The organism is Streptomyces sp. S186, from assembly GCF_051603415.1.
In the GTDB taxonomy this organism is placed as follows: domain Bacteria; phylum Actinomycetota; class Actinomycetes; order Streptomycetales; family Streptomycetaceae; genus Streptomyces.
On the sequence record NZ_CP193932.1, the window covers coordinates 6,452,501 to 6,468,174 of the forward strand.

Below are 15,674 nucleotides of genomic sequence, written 5' to 3' on the forward strand. Positions count from 1 at the left end.
GACCGGCCCCGTACCGCACAGAAAGGCTCCACACCATGCCCGTACCGCACCACCCGCCGCGGCTGGCCGTCGCGCTGGGCGCCCCGCAGGACCCGCCCCGCCCCGACGCCGCCCACTACGCCGCGCTCGCCCGGCTCGCCGAGCGCGGCACCCTGGACTTCGTCACCCTCGGCGACCGCTTCGGCGGCCCCGGCCCGGATGCCCTCGCGGTGCTCGCCCGGGTCGCGCCGGCCACCCGGCGGATCGGGCTGGTCCCGACGGTGACCACCACCCACACCGAGCCGTTCCACGTCTCGACCGCCGTGGCCACCCTGGACTGGGTCAGCCGCGGCCGGGCCGGCTGGACGGTGGAGGTGTCCACCACCGAGGCCGAGGCCGCGCTCGTGGGGCGGCGCCCGGCCGCCCCGCCCGCCGAGGTGTGGCCGGAGGCCGGCGAGGTCGCCGAGGTCGCCGGGCGGCTGTGGGACAGCTGGGAGGACGACGCGGAGATCCGCGACCGGGCCACCGGCCGCTTCGTCGACCGCGACAAGCTCCACTACGTCGACTTCACCGGCCGGACCTTCTCGGTCCGCGGGCCGTCCATCGTCCCCCGCCCGCCGCAGGGCCGCCCGGTGACCGTCGTCGACGCGACCGGGGACACCGGCGGGCCCGAGGGAACGGCCCGCCGGGAGGTCGCCGCCTCCCGGGCCGATGTCGCGCTGGTCCGGGCAGAGGACCCGCAGACCGCCGGCGCCGCCCGCGCCGCACTGCGCGAGCGGGCGGCGGCGCACGGCCGCGACCCCGGCGCCCTGCTGGTGCTGGCCTCGCTGCCGGTCGAGCTGGAGTCCGCGGCCGACGCCGCCGGCCTCGCCGACCTGCTCGGCGACTGGTACGCCCAGGGCGCCGCCGACGGCTTCCACCTGCGCCCCGCCGACCCCGCCCGCGACCTGGCCCGGATCGTCGACGGCACCGTCCCGCTCCTCCGGGAGCGCGGCCTGCTCCGCCGCTCCTACGAGGGCACCACCCTGCGCGCCCACCTCGGCCTGCCGCGCCCCGCCAGCATCTACGCCCTCGCCCGGGAGGCTTCCTGATGGGCTCCGACCCCCGCCCCCGCAAGCAGATCCACCTCGCCGCGCACTTCCCCGGCGTCAACAACACCACCGTCTGGGCCGATGACCGGTCGGGCAGCCAGATCGACTTCGCCTCCTTCGAGCACCTGGCGCGTACCGCGGAGCGCGGTCTGTTCGACTTCTTCTTCCTGGCCGAGGGGCTGCGGCTGCGCGAGCACAAGGGCCGGATCCACGACCTCGACGTGCTCGGCCGGCCCGAGTCGCTCACCGTGCTGAACGCCCTGGCGGCGGTCACCGAGCGGCTGGGCCTGGCCGGCACGGTCAGCGCCACCTTCAACGAGCCCTACGAACTCGCCCGCCGGTTCGCCTCCCTGGACCACCTCAGCGGCGGCCGGGCCGCCTGGAACGTCGTCACCACCTCCGACGCCTTCACCGGGGAGAACTTCCGCCGCGGCGGCTACCTCGACCGCGCCGACCGCTACACCCGTGCCGCCGAATTCCTCGCCACGGCACGGGAGTTGTGGGATTCCGCGGTGGACGGCGGGGCGCCGCGCCGGGTCGGGCACCGCGGGCCGCACTTCACCGTCCGCGGCGAGTTCGCCCTCCCGCGCAGCCCGCAGGGCCACCCCGTCGTCATCCAGGCCGGGGACTCCGCCGAGGGCCGGGAGTTCGCCGCCTCGGCCGCCGACGTGATCTTCACCCGGCACAGCGGCCTGGAGGCCGGCCGGGCCTTCTACGCGGACGTCAAGCGCCGGCTCCCGGCGTACGGGCGACGGCCCGCGGACCTCAAGATCATGCCGGGGGTGACCTTCGTCCTCGGCGACACCGCGGCCGAGGCCCAGGAGGCGGCCGCCGAGATCCGCCGCCGGCAGGTCTCCCCGCAGACCGCGCTGCTCACCCTGGAGCAGGTCTGGGGAGTGGACCTGTCCTCCTACGACCCCGACGGGCCGCTGCCGGAGACCGACCCGGACCCGGACGGCGAGCTGGCCCGGGGCCGGGTCCGGATCGCCGACCCGCAGGCCGTCGCGGACAAGTGGCGGGCGCTCTCCCGCGCCAAGGGGCTGTCCATCCGGGAGACCGTCATCGAGGCCACCGGACGGCAGTCCTTCGTCGGCACCCCCGAGAGCGTCGCCCGCGAGATGGACGCCTTCGTGCAGAGCGACGCCGCCGACGGCTTCATCCTCGTCCCGCACCTCACCCCCGGCGGCCTCGACCCGTTCGTGGAGCGGGTCGTCCCGCTGCTCCAGGAACGCGGCGTCTTCCGCACGGAATACACCGGGACCACCCTGCGCTCCCACTTGGGGCTGCCGGAACCGGCGCGCCCCGCACGGAAGGACTGAGATGACCAGCAGCACGACCCCGCCGGACGCCGCCCGGCAGTGGCAGGAGTGGCACGAGGCGCGCCTGGCCGCGGTCACCGGCCCGTACGGCCCGCTCGCGCTCGCCGGCACCCACTGGCTCGCCGACCACCCCGACGGCCGGATCGACGGGCTGCCGGGCCGTTGGACGGCCGCCGCCGACGGCACCGCGGTGGTCCTGGAGGCCGCGCCCGGGGACGGCCTCACCGTGGACGGCGCACCGGCCGCCGGCACCCACCGGCTCGGCGAGGACGCCGGGCCCGCGGCCGCCCGGGTCCGCCACGGGGCGCGCCGCCTGGTGGTGCTGTGCCGCGAGGGGCTGTGGGCGGTCCGCGACTTCGACCCGGAGTCCCCGGCCCGGCGCGCCTTCGCCGGCCTCGACGCCCACCCGTACGACGAGCGCTGGGTGCGGCCGGGCCTGTTCCGCCCGTACGCCGCGCGGCGGACGGTCCAAGTGGCCAACGCCGACGGGCGGGAGCGGGGCTTCGAACTGGGCGGCGAGCTGGCCTTCACCCTCGACGGCGACGAGCACACCCTCCAGGTCGCGGTGGAGCCGGACGGCTCGCTGTGGGCGGTGCTGGCGGACGCCACCAGCGGCGCCGACAGCTATCGCTTCCGCTTCCTGCGGCCGCCCGCGCCGGCCGCCGACGGCACCGTGCCGGTCGACCTGAACCGCACCCAGCTGCCGCCCTGCGCCTTCGCCGAGCACTTCCTCTGCCCCTTCCCGCCGCCCGGCAACACCCTGCCGTTCGCCCTGCGGGCGGGGGAGCGGAGCGCGCTCTTCCGCTGAGCCGGACCCCGCCCCGCCGCCCCGGCAGTCCCCAACCCGGCTGCCGGGGCGGCGCGTTGGGGGCGCCCGGCGGGGTGGTGCGCGGGCGCGGAATCGCGTCCTCCCTCTTGCGCGGCGGGACGCCGCGCCCGAGACTCCCGCTCAGGAGCGTTTGTCAGGGGCACGCAAAGAATGCGGGGGTCTCCCCTGCGCGCGTCCGCGCGCCCCTCGGCTGCGCCTCACCGGCCGCCCACCGGCGGCCCCCGATCCCCCTCGGAGGAATCAGTGAGGAACGAGCGCACCACCCCCCCGCAGCGGCGTACAGAGACGCACCCGGCTGATCGCCGTGGCGTCCGGACTGCTGACCGTCGGCGCTGTCGCCGTCGCCGTCCCGACCGCCGCCGGCGCCCACACCCCCGCCCCCGAAACGTTCAGTGCCGCCCGGCTCACCGCCGCGGGCGACGCGGTCCGCGCCGCGGACGTCGCGGGCACCGCCTGGCAGGTCGACCCGGCGACCCACACCCTGGTGGTCACCGCCGACAGCACCGTCTCCACGGCCCAGCTCGCGAAGATCCGGCAGGCCGCCGGGAGCAACGCCGGCGCGCTCCGGATCGAGCGCACCGCGGGGCGGATCCGCAAGCTGATCTCCGGCGGCGACGCCATCTACGCGCCCAGCTGGCGCTGCTCGCTCGGCTTCAACGTCCGCCGCGGCAGCACCTATTACTTCCTGACGGCGGGTCACTGCACCGAGGGCAAACCGCCGTGGTACACCAACTCCGCCCACTCCACCGCCATCGGGCCGACCACCGGCTCCAGCTTCCCCGGCAACGACTACGGCATCGTGAAGTACACCAACACCTCGCTGGCGCACCCCAGTACGGTCGGCGGTCAGCGCATCACCAGGGCCGGGAACCCCACGGTCGGCCAGACGGTCACCCGCCGGGGCTCCACCACCGGCGTGCACAGCGGCCGCGTCACCGCCCTGAACGCCACGGTGAACTACGGCAACGGCGACATCGTCTCCGGCCTCATCCGGACCACGGTCTGCGCCGAGCCCGGTGACAGCGGCGGTCCCCTCTACGCCGGCTCCACGGCGCTGGGCCTGACCTCCGGCGGCAGCGGCGACTGCACCAGCGGCGGCACCACCTTCTTCCAGCCCGTCACCGAGGCGCTCAGCGCCTACGGCGTGAGCGTCTACTGACCGGCTGATCCCGCCCGGCCCGGCGGCCCCACCGCACGCCTCGACCGGCCTCTGGGCCGGGCCGCCGGGCCGGGCCTACCATGGGAGACAAGGCGACCTGGACGACGCGACGGCACATGTCAGGGGGCCGTGATGGTCGGAGAAGTGGTGGCGGCCGTAATGGCGCTGGCCTCCGCGGGGACGGTCTATCTGATGGCCGCGGCACGGGTGGTCAAGCAGTACGAGCGCGGTGTGGTGCTGCGCCTGGGGCGGCTGACCTCCCCGCCGCGCGGCCCGGGCTTCACCATGATCATCCCGGGCGTCGACCGGATGCGCAAAGTCAACATGCAGATCGTCACGATGCCGGTGCCGGCCCAGGAGGGCATCACCCGGGACAACGTCACCGTCCGGGTCGACGCGGTGGTCTACTTCAAGGTCGTGGACGCCGCCGACGCGGTCGTCCGGGTCGAGGACTACCGCTTCGCGGTCTCCCAGATGGCGCAGACCTCGCTGCGGTCCATCATCGGCAAGAGCGAACTGGACGATCTGCTGTCCAACCGCGAGAAGCTCAACCAGGGCCTGGAGCTGATGATGGACAGCCCGGCCATCGGCTGGGGCGTGAGCGTCGACCGGGTCGAGATCAAGGACGTCTCACTGCCGGAGACGATGAAGCGCTCGATGGCCCGGCAGGCGGAGGCCACCCGGGACCGCCGGGCCCGCGTGATCAACGCCGATGCCGAGCTCCAGGCGTCGCGGAAGCTGGCGGAGGCCGCCGCGGCCATGTCCGACCAGCCCGCCGCGCTGCAACTGCGGCTGCTGCAGACGGTGGTGGCGGTCGCCGCCGAGAAGAACTCCACCCTCGTCCTGCCGTTCCCCGTGGAGCTGCTGCGGTTCCTGGAGCGCTCCGGCCTCCAGGCCCAGGCGCAGACCGCGCACGCCGAGGCGGAGGCCGAACGCGCCCGCGCGCAGCGGCCGGAGACCCCCGACGCGACCCCGGCCCCGGCGGCCCCGACCCCGCCTTCGGCCCCGGCGGCCCCGACTCCGGCCCCGGTGGAGAGCGGCCGTGCCGACGACGTCCTGCCGGCACTGGAGGACCTCCCGGAGGCCGAGAACCTCCCGTAACAGCCCGGGGCACCGCCTCTCCCCCGCCCCCGGTTTTCCGCTCCGTAGCGGAAAACCGGGGGCGTTTTCCGGCCAGGTGCGACCCTCACACTTCGCGCGCCCCCGGCGGCGCCGTCCGCCCTCTGATGTCCGCACTCGGGAAATGAACGCGCGCATATCGGTGTGAACGACGCGTGCCGAAATCGTGAACTCCCGTACCGGAGACCGGAACCCGGTCTTGTGCACGAGTGGGACGGATGGGAATACTCGGCTCGTTGGCATGGACGCGACGCGACGCGGCGGCCGCCACGGAGCCGACCCGTCCGTGCTCGGACTCGCACCTCACTCTCGGGCCTGCCCGACTCCCCACAGTCCCGGGCCCATCCCCCCACGGGAGGCACTGAGTTGACGCACCGACGCATATCCCACCGCCGCGCGATGCTGGCCGGCGCGGGCGCGCTCGCGCTCGCCGCCACCGCGACCGTCACCCTCGCCAACGCCCACGCGGCCCCCGCCCCCACGACGGCCAGGCTCTCCCCGGCCGCGGCGACCACCCTGGCGTCCCAGCTCAAGTCCGGTACGGCCGGCGCGTTCTACGACGCCCGGGCACAGAAGCTGGTCGTCAACGTGGTGGACGAGGCGTCCGCCGCGGCCGTCCGGGCCAAGGGTGCCGAGGCCAGAATCGTCAAGCACTCGATGGCCCAGCTCGACGCGGCCCGGCGGACGCTGAAGGACCGGGCGACGATCCCCGGCACCGCCTGGGCGATGGACCCCAGGGCCAACAAGGTCGTGGTGTCCGCCGACCGCACGGTCACCGGCGCCAAGCTGGACCGGCTCACCAAGGTCGCCAGGAGCCTCGGCGACACCGTCGAACTCCGGCACACCCGGGGCGTGTTCAAGCCCCTCATCGCCGGCGGCGACGCGATCTGGGGCAGCAGCGCCCGCTGCTCGCTCGGCTTCAACGTCACCAAGGGCGGCCAGCCGTACATCCTGACCGCCGGCCACTGCGGCAACGCCGTCAAGGAGTGGTCCGACCAGCAGGGCGGCCAGACGATCGCGACGACCGAGGACTCCAAGTTCCCCGGCAACGACTACTCGATCGCCAAGTACACCGGCAACACCGACCACCCCAGCGAGGTCGACCTCTACAACGGCAGCACCCAGAAGATCACCAAGGCCGCGGACGCCACCGTCGGCGAGAAGGTGCAGCGGTCCGGCAGCACCACCCAGGTGCACGACGGCACCGTCAAGGCGCTGAACGCCAGCGTCAACTACCAGGAGGGCACGGTCGACGGTCTGATCCAGACCGATGTCTGCGCCGAGCCCGGTGACAGCGGCGGCTCCCTCTTCGACGGCGAGAGCGCCCTCGGCCTCACCTCCGGCGGCAGCGGCGACTGCTCCCAGGGCGGCGAGACCTTCTTCCAGCCGGTGCCGGCCGCCCTCCAGGCGACGGGCACGCAGATCGGCTGAACCGAACGGCCGATCGGCTCCGGCCAGCGGCGCGAACCGGCCCCCGGACGCTCTCCTCGTCCGGGGGCCGGTGCCGTTCCGTCACGTCGGCGCGCCCTTGCGCCGGCGCTCCGGCACTAGAACTCGAAGACCATGTCCTTGCCGCCCGCCATCTCACAGGAGTTGGCGAAGACGTGGGTGTACGAGATCCGGCGGCCCTGCCAGACACCGTCCGCGGTGACCACGATCGGGTCCCAGATCTTGTTGCATATCCGCTGGCCCGCGGCGTCGGTCACCTTGGTGAAGTCACCGGCGACCGAACGCAGCTGGGCGCAGGCGGCCTTCGCGTACGGGTGGCTCCCGGACGCGGTCGGCATACAGCTCAGCGTCGCCGCGCGCAGCGACGTGGTGGTCGCGCGGCTGTCGCCCTGACCGATCGTCAGGACCATTTCGGTGGGCGCGTAGAGGCCACCGGTCCGGGCGGGCTGGGCCGGTGCGGCGGCGGCCTGCGCGGTGGTGGACAGTGCGCCCAGAACCAGCGCCGCGCCGAGTGCGACCGCCCCAGTGATGTACCGCATGACGAACACTCCTTTGTGTCGTGGGTGGAGATTCCGGACGCGAGTCTGGACCATCCGCATCTCAAACGCACGCGGCCCGATCACTTTCAGTCGATAGATGAAAGCTGAGGGTAATGGCGCGAAAGTTGCCCGGCGGCAGGGGGCGGCGCGCCCGGGGCCGGTGCGCTGCCAGCGCGGATGCAGTCCCTCCGGTAGGCCCCGGCCCGCCGCCGGGGGAAGGATTCCAGCCGCCGACCGTCCGTTCGGCCGGGCTTCGATCTCCGGTGATTGGCCGAAGGGGCGGGGCCGGGATTCGCCGGTGGATCAGTGCGCGGGCGGGTCCTGATGGTCGTCGACGAGTCCCTCGGTGGCCTTCAACTCCCGTTCGCCGCCGCCCCGTTCACCGAAGTGCCCGTCCAGATCGGTCAGTCCCGCGGTGAGTGCCCGCATGCCACGGGCGGCCAGCTCCGCGGGGCCGTGCGGGCCGTCCGCCCGCGCGTCGCCCGCGGCCCACTCCTCCACCGCGACCCGCAGCGCGGTGTTCGCGGCGGCCGCGGCCAGCCGCACCGTCAGCGGATCGGCGCCGGTGAGCCGCGCCAGCACCGGCCGCAACTCCTCCTCGGAGTCGTGGTGGACGCGGTGCCAGACCGCGCGCAGCGCCGGGTCGCCGGGCATCGCGCGCAGCAGCCCGCGGGTCCAGCGCAGCGCCTCCGCGGCCGGTTCGCCGGCGGGGGTCAGCGCCCGGCGGGCGGCCTGCTCCAGCGCCGTGCGGGCGGACGGTGCCCCCGGTCCCGCGGTGACGGCGGCCAGATCGCCGATCCACTGCCGGACGCCGACCGCGAGCAGCGGGGCCACCGCGTCCTCCTTGGTGCGGAAGTACCGGTAGAAGGTGCGCAGCGCGACGCCCGAGGCGCGGGCGATCTCGTCGGCGGTGACGCCCGGCCCGCGCTCCGCGAAGAGCGCCGCCGCGGTGCGGGCGATCTCCAGCTGGGTCTCGGCCTTGCGTCGCTCGGTGAGGGACGGCCGCGCGGGGGCGGGCGGGGCGGTGGGGCGTGGTGCGGTGGGCATGGGGTCAGCTTACGGAGCGCGACGACAGAACGGCATGAGATGCGAATATGGCACATCGTGCCAGTCGGGCGTACGGTGCGGGGCGTGCCCCCAGGCACTTCACGAAAGCCCCCAGGCACTTCACGAAACGGAGCAGCACCATGGACCGCTTTGACGGACGCCGCGCACTGATCACCGGAGCCGGCTCGGGCATCGGGCGGGCCACCGCCCACCGGATCCTCGCCGAGGGCGGCCGGGTCGTCGCGGTGGACGTCGACGAGGCGGGCCTGGCGGCCACCGCCGAACGGGCCGCCGCGGACGGCACCGCCGGCCGCCTGGAGACCGCGCGGCTGGACATCGCGGACGAGGCCGCGGTGCGGTCCGGCACGGCCGCCGCGGTGGACCGCCTCGGCGGGCTGGACGTGCTGGTCAACGCGGCCGGCATCCTGCGCTCCGCGCACACCCACGCGACGACCCTGGAGTTCTTCGAGCGGATCGTCTCGGTCAACCTGACCGGCACCTTCCTGATGATCCGCGAGGCGCTGCCGGCCCTGCTGGCGGGGCGGGCGCCGGTGATCGTCAACTTCAGCTCCACCTCGGCCTCGTTCGCCCACCCGTACATGGCGGCGTACGCGGCCAGCAAGGGCGGCATCCAGGCGATGACCCACGCCATCGCCGCCGAGTACAGCCGGCAGGGGCTGCGCGCGGTGTGCGTGGCGCCGGGCTCCATCGCCAGCAACATGACGACCGGACGCGGTCCGGGCCTGCCCGAGGACGCCGACATGAGCCTGTTCACCAAGCTCGTCCCGGCCCTCGGGCAGGGCTTCGCCGGCCCGGAGACCGTCGCCGGCGTGATCGCGATGCTCGCCTCGGAGGACGGCGCGTTCATCACCGGCACCGAGATCCGGATCGACGGCGGTACGCACATGTGACGGACCGGTGTGACGGACCGGCGGCGGCCGGGAATCGACGGTTCCGCGGGGGTTTGCCCGCGGGCCGGACCGAAGACCGCGAGAATGGGCGACGGCGCCCCGTACGTGCCGCGTCGGGAGGGGCGTGGCAGGTGCGGGGCGCCGTCGTCCGTACCGGCGTCCGGGGTCAGGCCGGCAGGCTCCCGGCGTCGCCGGTCGGCCCGCCGCCGGCCCGGTCGTCGGCCGTCCGGTGCAGCGTGGCCAGGACGACGGTGACCAGCGCGCCGCCCACCGCCCAGGCGGAGAGCACCAGCAGCGGCCCGGTCAGCGCCCGGCCCCGGAAGTAGGCGATCGAGCGCGCCGCCCAGGTGCCGGCGCCCGGCGGCAGCGCGGGCCCGATCGCCTGCCAGAACGGCGGCAGCAGCGGATACGGATAGGCGCCGCCCGCGCTCGGGTTGCCGAACACCACGATCACCAGGATCGCCAGGCCGATGCCGACGATGCCCAGCAGGCCCTGGAAGGCCAGGGTGGTGGCGCCCACCGCGAAGACGGTCAGCGCGCCCAGCCCCCACAGCCCGAAGAGGCTGCCGGGCAGCGCGCCGAGCACCGGGCCGACCACGATCGCCCCGGCCAGCCCGGCGGCGATCGCGTAGAGCGCCAGCGCGGCCAGCCGGATGACCGCCCGCGGACGGTTGGCCGGGCGGGCCCCGGCGCTGATCGCCAGGATCGCGGCGCACAGGTAGCCGCCCACGCACCACCCGACGACGAGGTAGAAGGACGACAGGCTGCGGCCGTCGCCGGGGTCGGCCGGGAGCACGTCCTCGGTGCGGACGGTCCGCCCCTGCTGCTTCTCGGCCGCCGTCACCACCGCCTCGACCGCCTGCGCCAGCGAGGCGCCGCCGCCGCTCGCGACCAGCAGCCGGTCGGTGGTGCCGCGCGGGTCGACCAGCAGCGCGGCGTCGCGGGTGCGGTCCCCGATCAGGCGCCGGGCGTCCTGCTCGGAGGCGGCCGGGCTCGGGTCCAGCGGTGCGCCCGGGAGTTGGTCGAGCTTGTGCACCAGCTCGCCGCGGACCTGGGCGGGGGCGACCACGGCGAGCGGCACCCGGTCCGGCTTCGGGTGGTGGAAGGCGCCGGCGTACGACGTGATGAACGCGACCATCAGGCCCAGCACCCCGATCACCAGGACCGCCGCGCGGGTCGTCACCGCGCTCCGTACCTCCTCGACGAAGGTGAGGGGCCTGCCGTCGTCGGTTGTGGCCATGCGCCGCTCCGTTCCGGGATCCATGGATCTTCCAGGAGTCTTCCAGGGGTTTTATATCCCTTTGGGGCGATATCTCCCGGCCGGAGCGGTCCCCGGGCGTGTGTTCGTACGAATGTTCGAAGAAGCGTTATGGTGGAGGAAGTGAAACAAGGGACGCGAATACAGCCGGGGGGCGTATGAGGTGCAGGAGGTGCGGATGCCCGGGTTCACGCATCTGCACACCGCTTCGGGCTTCTCGCTGCGCTACGGCGCCTCCCACCCGGAGCGGCTGGCCGAGCGCGCCGCCGAACGCGGGCTGGACGCCCTCGCACTGACCGACCGGGACGGGCTCGCCGGCGCCGTACGCTTCGCCAAGGCCGCCGCCGAGGCCGGCATCCGCCCGCTGTTCGGCACCGAACTCGCCGTGGCCGCACGGGAACCGGCGCCCCGGCCCGCCGACCGCCCCCGCACCCCGGTGCGCGGTGGCGCCTTCGTCGACGAGTCCGCCGCCCGGGTCGTCTTCCTGGCCCGGGACGGCGCCGCCGGCTGGGCCGCCCTGTGCCGGCTGGTCTCGGCCGCCCACGCGGCCCGCGGTGAACAGCCCGTACTTCCCCCGGGCGCCCTGGAATCCGCCACGGACGGGCTGACCGTCCTGCTCGGGCCGGACTCCGAGGTCGGCCGGGCGCTGGCCGCCGGCCGGCCGGACCGCGCCGCGCGGCTCCTCGCCCCCTGGCGCGAGCGGTACGGCGACGCGCTGCGCCTGGAGGCCGTCGACCACGGCCGCCCCGGCAGCGGCCCAGGCTCCCTGCGGCTGGCCGCCCGCACCCTCGGCTTCGCCGTCGACCAGGGCGTCCGCGCCGTCCTGACCAACGCGGTCCGCTACGCCGACCCCGGCCAGGGCCCGGTCGCCGACGTCCTGGACTCCGCCCGCCGCCTGGTGCCGGTGGACCGCCGCCGCCCCGAGACCTGGGACAGCGGCGAACGCTGGCTCAAGGACACCGCCGCGATGGCCGCCGCCGCCGAGCGGATCGCCGAGGCGGCCGGCTTCCGGCGCGGCCTCGCCCACCGGCTGCTCGCCATGACCGAGGAGACCGCGGGGGAGTGCCGGGTGGACCCGCGGGACGACATCGGACTGGGCCGCATCCACTTCCCCGAGCCCCGGCTGGTCGGCGCGGAGCACCGCACCGCCGCCCGGGTGCTGCGCTCCCGCTGCGCCGCCGCGATGGTGCTGCGCGGCTACGACCGCGACCGGGAGCGCTGGGCCCGGCTGCACGAGGAGCTGCGCACCATCGAGCGGCTCGGCTTCCCCTCGTACTTCCTGACGGTCGCTCAGGTCGTATCGGACATCCGGGAGTTGGGGATCCGCGTCGCGGCCCGCGGCTCCGGTGCCGGCTCGCTGGTCAACCACCTTCTGGGCATCGCCCACGCCGACCCGGTCGAGCACGGGCTGCTGATGGAGCGGTTCCTGTCCGAGCGGCGGCGCGCGCTGCCGGACATCGACATCGACGTCGAGTCGGCCCGCCGGCTGGAGGTCTACCACGCGATCTTCGACCGCTTCGGCGCCGCGCGGGTGGCGACCGTCTCGATGCCCGAGACCTACCGCGTCCGGCACGCCGTACGGGACGTGGGCGCCGCCCTCGGCATGGACCCGGCGCGGGTGGACCGGCTCGCCAAGGCGTTCCCGCACATCCGGGCCCGGGACGCCCGCGCCGCGCTGGCCGAACTGCCCGAGCTGCGCGGGGTGCGGGAGGGCGCCGACGAACGGCTGTGGGAACTGGTCGAGGCGCTGGACGCGCTGCCCCGCGGGATCGCCATGCACCCGTGCGGGGTGCTGCTCTCCGACGCCACGCTGCTGGACCGCACGCCGGTCGTGCCCACCAGCGGCGAGGGGTTCCCGATGTCCCAGTTCGACAAGGACGACGTGGAGGACCTGGGGCTGCTCAAGCTCGATGTGCTGGGCGTGCGGATGCAGTCCGCGATGGCGCACGCGGTCGCCGAGATCGGCCGGGCCACCGGCGTCCGCCTCGACCTGGACGACCCGGCGCAGGTGCCGCCCGGCGACCCGGCCACCTACGGCCTGATCCGCTCGACCGAGACGCTGGGCTGCTTCCAGATCGAGTCGCCCGGCCAGCGCGACCTGGTCGGCCGGCTCCAGCCCGCCACCTTCCACGACCTGGTCGTCGACATCTCCCTCTTCCGGCCGGGCCCGGTCGCCGCCGACATGGTGCGGCCCTTCATCGACGCCCGGCACGGCCGCAGACCCGTCCGCTACCCGCACCGCGACCTTGCGGAACCGCTGCGCGAGACCTACGGGGTGGTGGTCTTCCACGAGCAGGTCATCGAGATCCTGCGGATCATGACCGGATGCCGCCGGGACGAGGCGGACGAGCGGCGGCGCGCCCTGGCCGACCCGGAGAAGCAGGCCGAGGTGCGCACCTGGTTCACCGGGCGGGCCGCCGCCCGCGGTTACGCACCCGACGTCGTCGCGCGCACCTGGGAGATCGTCGAGGCGTTCGGCGCCTACGGCTTCTGCAAGGCGCACGCCGTCGCGTTCGCGGTGCCCACCTATCAGTCCGCCTGGCTCAAGGCGCACCACCCGGCGGCCTTCTACGCCGGGCTGCTCACCCACGACCCCGGGATGTACCCCAAGCGGCTGCTGCTCGCGGACGCCCGGCGGCGCGGGGTGCCGGTGCTGCCGCTGGACGTGAACCGGTCGGCGGTCGCCCACCGGATCGAACTGATGTCCGGTCGGGAGGGGGCTCCGGACGCCTGGGGGCTGCGGCTGGCTCTCTCCGACGTGCACGGAATCAGCCAGGCCGAGGCCCGGCGGATCGCGGACGGGCAGCCCTACCGCTCGCTCCAGGACCTCTGGCAGCGGGCCCGCCCCAGCCGCCCGGTGGCCGAACGCCTCGCCCGGGTCGGCGCGTTGGACGCCTTCGGCGCCAACCGGCGCGACCTGCTGCTGCACCTCGCCGAACTGCACCACCACGGACGCGGCGCCCCCGCCGGGCAGCTGACGCTCCACACCGACGGGGAGGAGGGCACCGAACCGGTCGAGCCGGCCGGCCTGCCCGACCTCACCGACGTGGAACGGCTCAGCGCCGAACTGGGCGTCCTCGGCATGGACGCCTCCCGCCATCTGATGGCCGACCACGGCGCGTTCCTCACCGAGCTGGGCGCGGTGCCGGCCCGGCGGCTGCGGGACGTCCGGCACGGCGAGACGGTGCTGGTCGCCGGCGCCAAGGCGGCCACCCAGACACCGCCGGTCCGCTCCGGCCGCCGGGTCATCTTCACCACCCTCGACGACAGCACCGGCCTGGTCGACTGCGCCTTCTTCGACGACAGCCACGAGACCTGCGCCCGCACCGTCTTCCACTCGTGGCTGCTGCTGGTGCGCGGCACGGTCCAGCGGCGCGGCCCGCGCAGCCTCAGCGTGGTCGGCAGCGCCGCCTGGAACCTCGCCGAACTGGCCGAACTCCGCCGCACCGGCGGCCTGGAGGCGGTCACCGCCCAGCTCTCCGCCGTACCGGAACCTGAGCGCGCGCCCCGGGACGGCGCCCCGGCGGACGGGGCCGCCGGTGAGCCCGCGCCGGAGCCCGCCGAGACGGCCGGGACCGGCCCCGGCCGCACCATCCGCCTGGAGACCGGCTACGAGCTGCACCCGTGGGCGGACCTCCAGCCGCCCGGCGAACGCGCCGCCACGGGCCGCAAGTTGTGGCACGCCAGCCCCGGGAGCGCCGGATGACCCCCAAGGCCCCGCCCGTCCCGCCGCCCCCGGCCGGCGCCCGGCGGCCGCCCGGCACGCTGTACGTCCGCTTCCGGACCGCCGCCGGCGAGCCCGTGAGCGCCCGCCAGTACGAGCAACTGCTCGGCCTGCTGGGCCAGTTCACCCCGGTCGTCCAGGCGCTGCCGCCGGACGCCGCGCTCGCCGACGTCCGCGGCGCGCTGCGCTACTTCGACCGCGACGCCGCGGGCATCGCCGCGCTGATCCGGCTGCGCGCGCTGGCCTGGCACGGCGTGCGGTGCACCATCGGCGTCGGCGGCAACCCGCAGCTCGCCCGGATCGCGGCCCAGGACGCCCCGCCCGGCGGGATCGGCTCGGTGCCCGCCGACCCGCGGTCCGCCGCCGCCTTCCTCGACCGCCGCCCGGCCTCCGCGCTGTACGGCGTCGGACCGGCGGCCGCCCGCGCGCTGTCCGCCTACGGGCTCGACAGCGTCGGCAAGATCGCCGCTGCACCGCCCGCCACCCTCCAGCGGATCCTGGGCGCCCGGGCCGGCCGGGCGGTCTCCGAGCGCGCCCGCGGCATCGACCCCACCCCCGTCACCCCCAACGCGGCCGCCCGCTCGATCGCCGCCGAACACCGCTTCGCCCACGACGAACTGGACCCCGACCGGCGCCGCCGGGCGCTGCTCTCGCTCGCCGACGAACTCGGCGCCCGGCTGCGGGCCGGCGGCCGGGCGGCCCGCGCCCTCACCCTCACCGTCCGCTACGCCGACCGCTCCACCACCACCCGCACCCGCCGGCTGGACGCGCCGACCGCGCACGGCCCCGCGCTGACCGCGGCCGCCTACGCGCTGCACGCCGCCCTCGGCCTCCAGCGGGCCCGGGTGCGCGCGGTGGCCCTGCGAGCCGAGGACCTGTGCCGGGCCGAACACGCCGCGCGCCAGCTGTCGTTCGACGCCGCCGACGACAAGGCCCACCGCGTCGAGGCGGCCGTCGACCGCGCCCGCGCCCGCTTCGGCACCGCGGCGATCCGCCCCGCGGGAGCCTTCGGCCCCGCCCCGGCCCCCGGACCGGCCCGGCCGCGCCGCCCGGCTCAGCCGTAGCGCTGCTCCGCGCAACCGCTCCACGCAACCACGCGATTCCGCCCCACGCTCCGGGCCACCGTTTCCCCTGCACGCAACCGCTGTTGCGCACCCGGTCATGCCGTGTAGATCGTGCAGATCTTCCTTCACCGTCATACCGCTGGTACACCCCGCTTACCCGCCCGTAACTTAACTTTCAGTTCACAA

At 75.3% G+C, this 15,674-nt stretch carries 11 protein-coding genes and 1 pseudogene; 9 read left to right on the plus strand and 3 right to left on the minus strand.

What is annotated here, in order from left to right; translation table 11 throughout:
* Positions 1 to 35: 35 nt before the first annotated feature.
* The 6 genes and pseudogenes from ACRAS8_RS27830 (at position 36) to ACRAS8_RS27855 (ending at position 6,927) form a co-directional block, all read left to right on the plus strand.
* Positions 36 to 1,070, plus strand: a complete 1,035-nt coding sequence (locus tag ACRAS8_RS27830; protein WP_438488736.1) for an LLM class flavin-dependent oxidoreductase — start codon at positions 36 to 38, stop codon at positions 1,068 to 1,070.
* Positions 1,070 to 2,389 carry an NtaA/DmoA family FMN-dependent monooxygenase gene (locus ACRAS8_RS27835; protein WP_438488737.1) on the plus strand — a complete coding sequence of 440 codons (1,320 nt, stop codon included), beginning with the start codon at positions 1,070 to 1,072 and terminating at the stop codon, positions 2,387 to 2,389. The genes ACRAS8_RS27830 and ACRAS8_RS27835 overlap by 1 nt, the downstream gene beginning before the upstream one ends.
* A gap of 1 nt (position 2,390) precedes the next feature.
* The gene (locus tag ACRAS8_RS27840; RefSeq protein ID WP_438488738.1) at positions 2,391 to 3,197 is read left to right on the plus strand and encodes a DUF1684 domain-containing protein; all 807 of its coding nucleotides are present in this window, start codon (positions 2,391 to 2,393) and stop codon (positions 3,195 to 3,197) included.
* A gap of 264 nt (positions 3,198 to 3,461) precedes the next feature.
* Positions 3,462 to 4,377 (plus strand): annotated as a pseudogene (locus tag ACRAS8_RS27845) (S1 family peptidase).
* A gap of 132 nt (positions 4,378 to 4,509) precedes the next feature.
* Entirely contained in the window at positions 4,510 to 5,478 is a 969-nt protein-coding gene (locus ACRAS8_RS27850) for a slipin family protein (RefSeq protein ID WP_438488739.1), read from the plus strand.
* 384 nt (positions 5,479 to 5,862) lie between these two features.
* On the plus strand, positions 5,863 to 6,927 hold the full coding sequence (locus ACRAS8_RS27855; RefSeq protein WP_438488740.1) for a S1 family peptidase: 1,065 nt from the start codon (positions 5,863 to 5,865) through the stop codon (positions 6,925 to 6,927).
* Positions 6,928 to 7,043: 116 nt separating this feature from the next.
* Here the strand turns inward: ACRAS8_RS27855 and ACRAS8_RS27860 are convergent, their stop codons facing one another.
* Together ACRAS8_RS27860 and ACRAS8_RS27865 are read right to left on the minus strand one after the other, a co-directional pair.
* Complete coding sequence (locus ACRAS8_RS27860) at positions 7,044 to 7,484, minus strand: subtilase-type protease inhibitor (RefSeq protein ID WP_438488741.1); 441 nt, start codon at positions 7,482 to 7,484, stop codon at positions 7,044 to 7,046.
* Positions 7,485 to 7,787: 303 nt separating this feature from the next.
* Positions 7,788 to 8,531, minus strand: coding sequence for a TetR/AcrR family transcriptional regulator (locus ACRAS8_RS27865; RefSeq protein WP_438488742.1), 744 nt, complete (start codon positions 8,529 to 8,531; stop codon positions 7,788 to 7,790).
* 140 nt (positions 8,532 to 8,671) lie between these two features.
* Here ACRAS8_RS27865 and ACRAS8_RS27870 point away from each other — a divergent pair, with 140 nt between their 5' ends.
* Positions 8,672 to 9,442, plus strand: coding sequence for an SDR family NAD(P)-dependent oxidoreductase (locus ACRAS8_RS27870; RefSeq protein ID WP_438488743.1), 771 nt, complete (start codon positions 8,672 to 8,674; stop codon positions 9,440 to 9,442).
* Positions 9,443 to 9,608: 166 nt separating this feature from the next.
* Here the strand turns inward: ACRAS8_RS27870 and ACRAS8_RS27875 are convergent, their stop codons facing one another.
* On the minus strand, positions 9,609 to 10,682 hold the full coding sequence (locus ACRAS8_RS27875) for a DUF3533 domain-containing protein (RefSeq protein ID WP_438488744.1): 1,074 nt from the start codon (positions 10,680 to 10,682) through the stop codon (positions 9,609 to 9,611).
* Between the two features lie 196 nt (positions 10,683 to 10,878).
* On the opposite strand from ACRAS8_RS27875, the gene ACRAS8_RS27880 reads away from it, so the two are divergent.
* Together ACRAS8_RS27880 and ACRAS8_RS27885 are read left to right on the plus strand one after the other, a co-directional pair.
* Positions 10,879 to 14,406, plus strand: coding sequence for a DNA polymerase III subunit alpha (locus ACRAS8_RS27880; protein ID WP_438488745.1), 3,528 nt, complete (start codon positions 10,879 to 10,881; stop codon positions 14,404 to 14,406).
* Positions 14,403 to 15,488 carry a DNA polymerase Y family protein gene (locus ACRAS8_RS27885; protein ID WP_438488746.1) on the plus strand — a complete coding sequence of 362 codons (1,086 nt, stop codon included), beginning with the start codon at positions 14,403 to 14,405 and terminating at the stop codon, positions 15,486 to 15,488. The genes ACRAS8_RS27880 and ACRAS8_RS27885 overlap by 4 nt, the downstream gene beginning before the upstream one ends.
* The last annotated feature ends 186 nt before the right edge of the window (positions 15,489 to 15,674 follow it).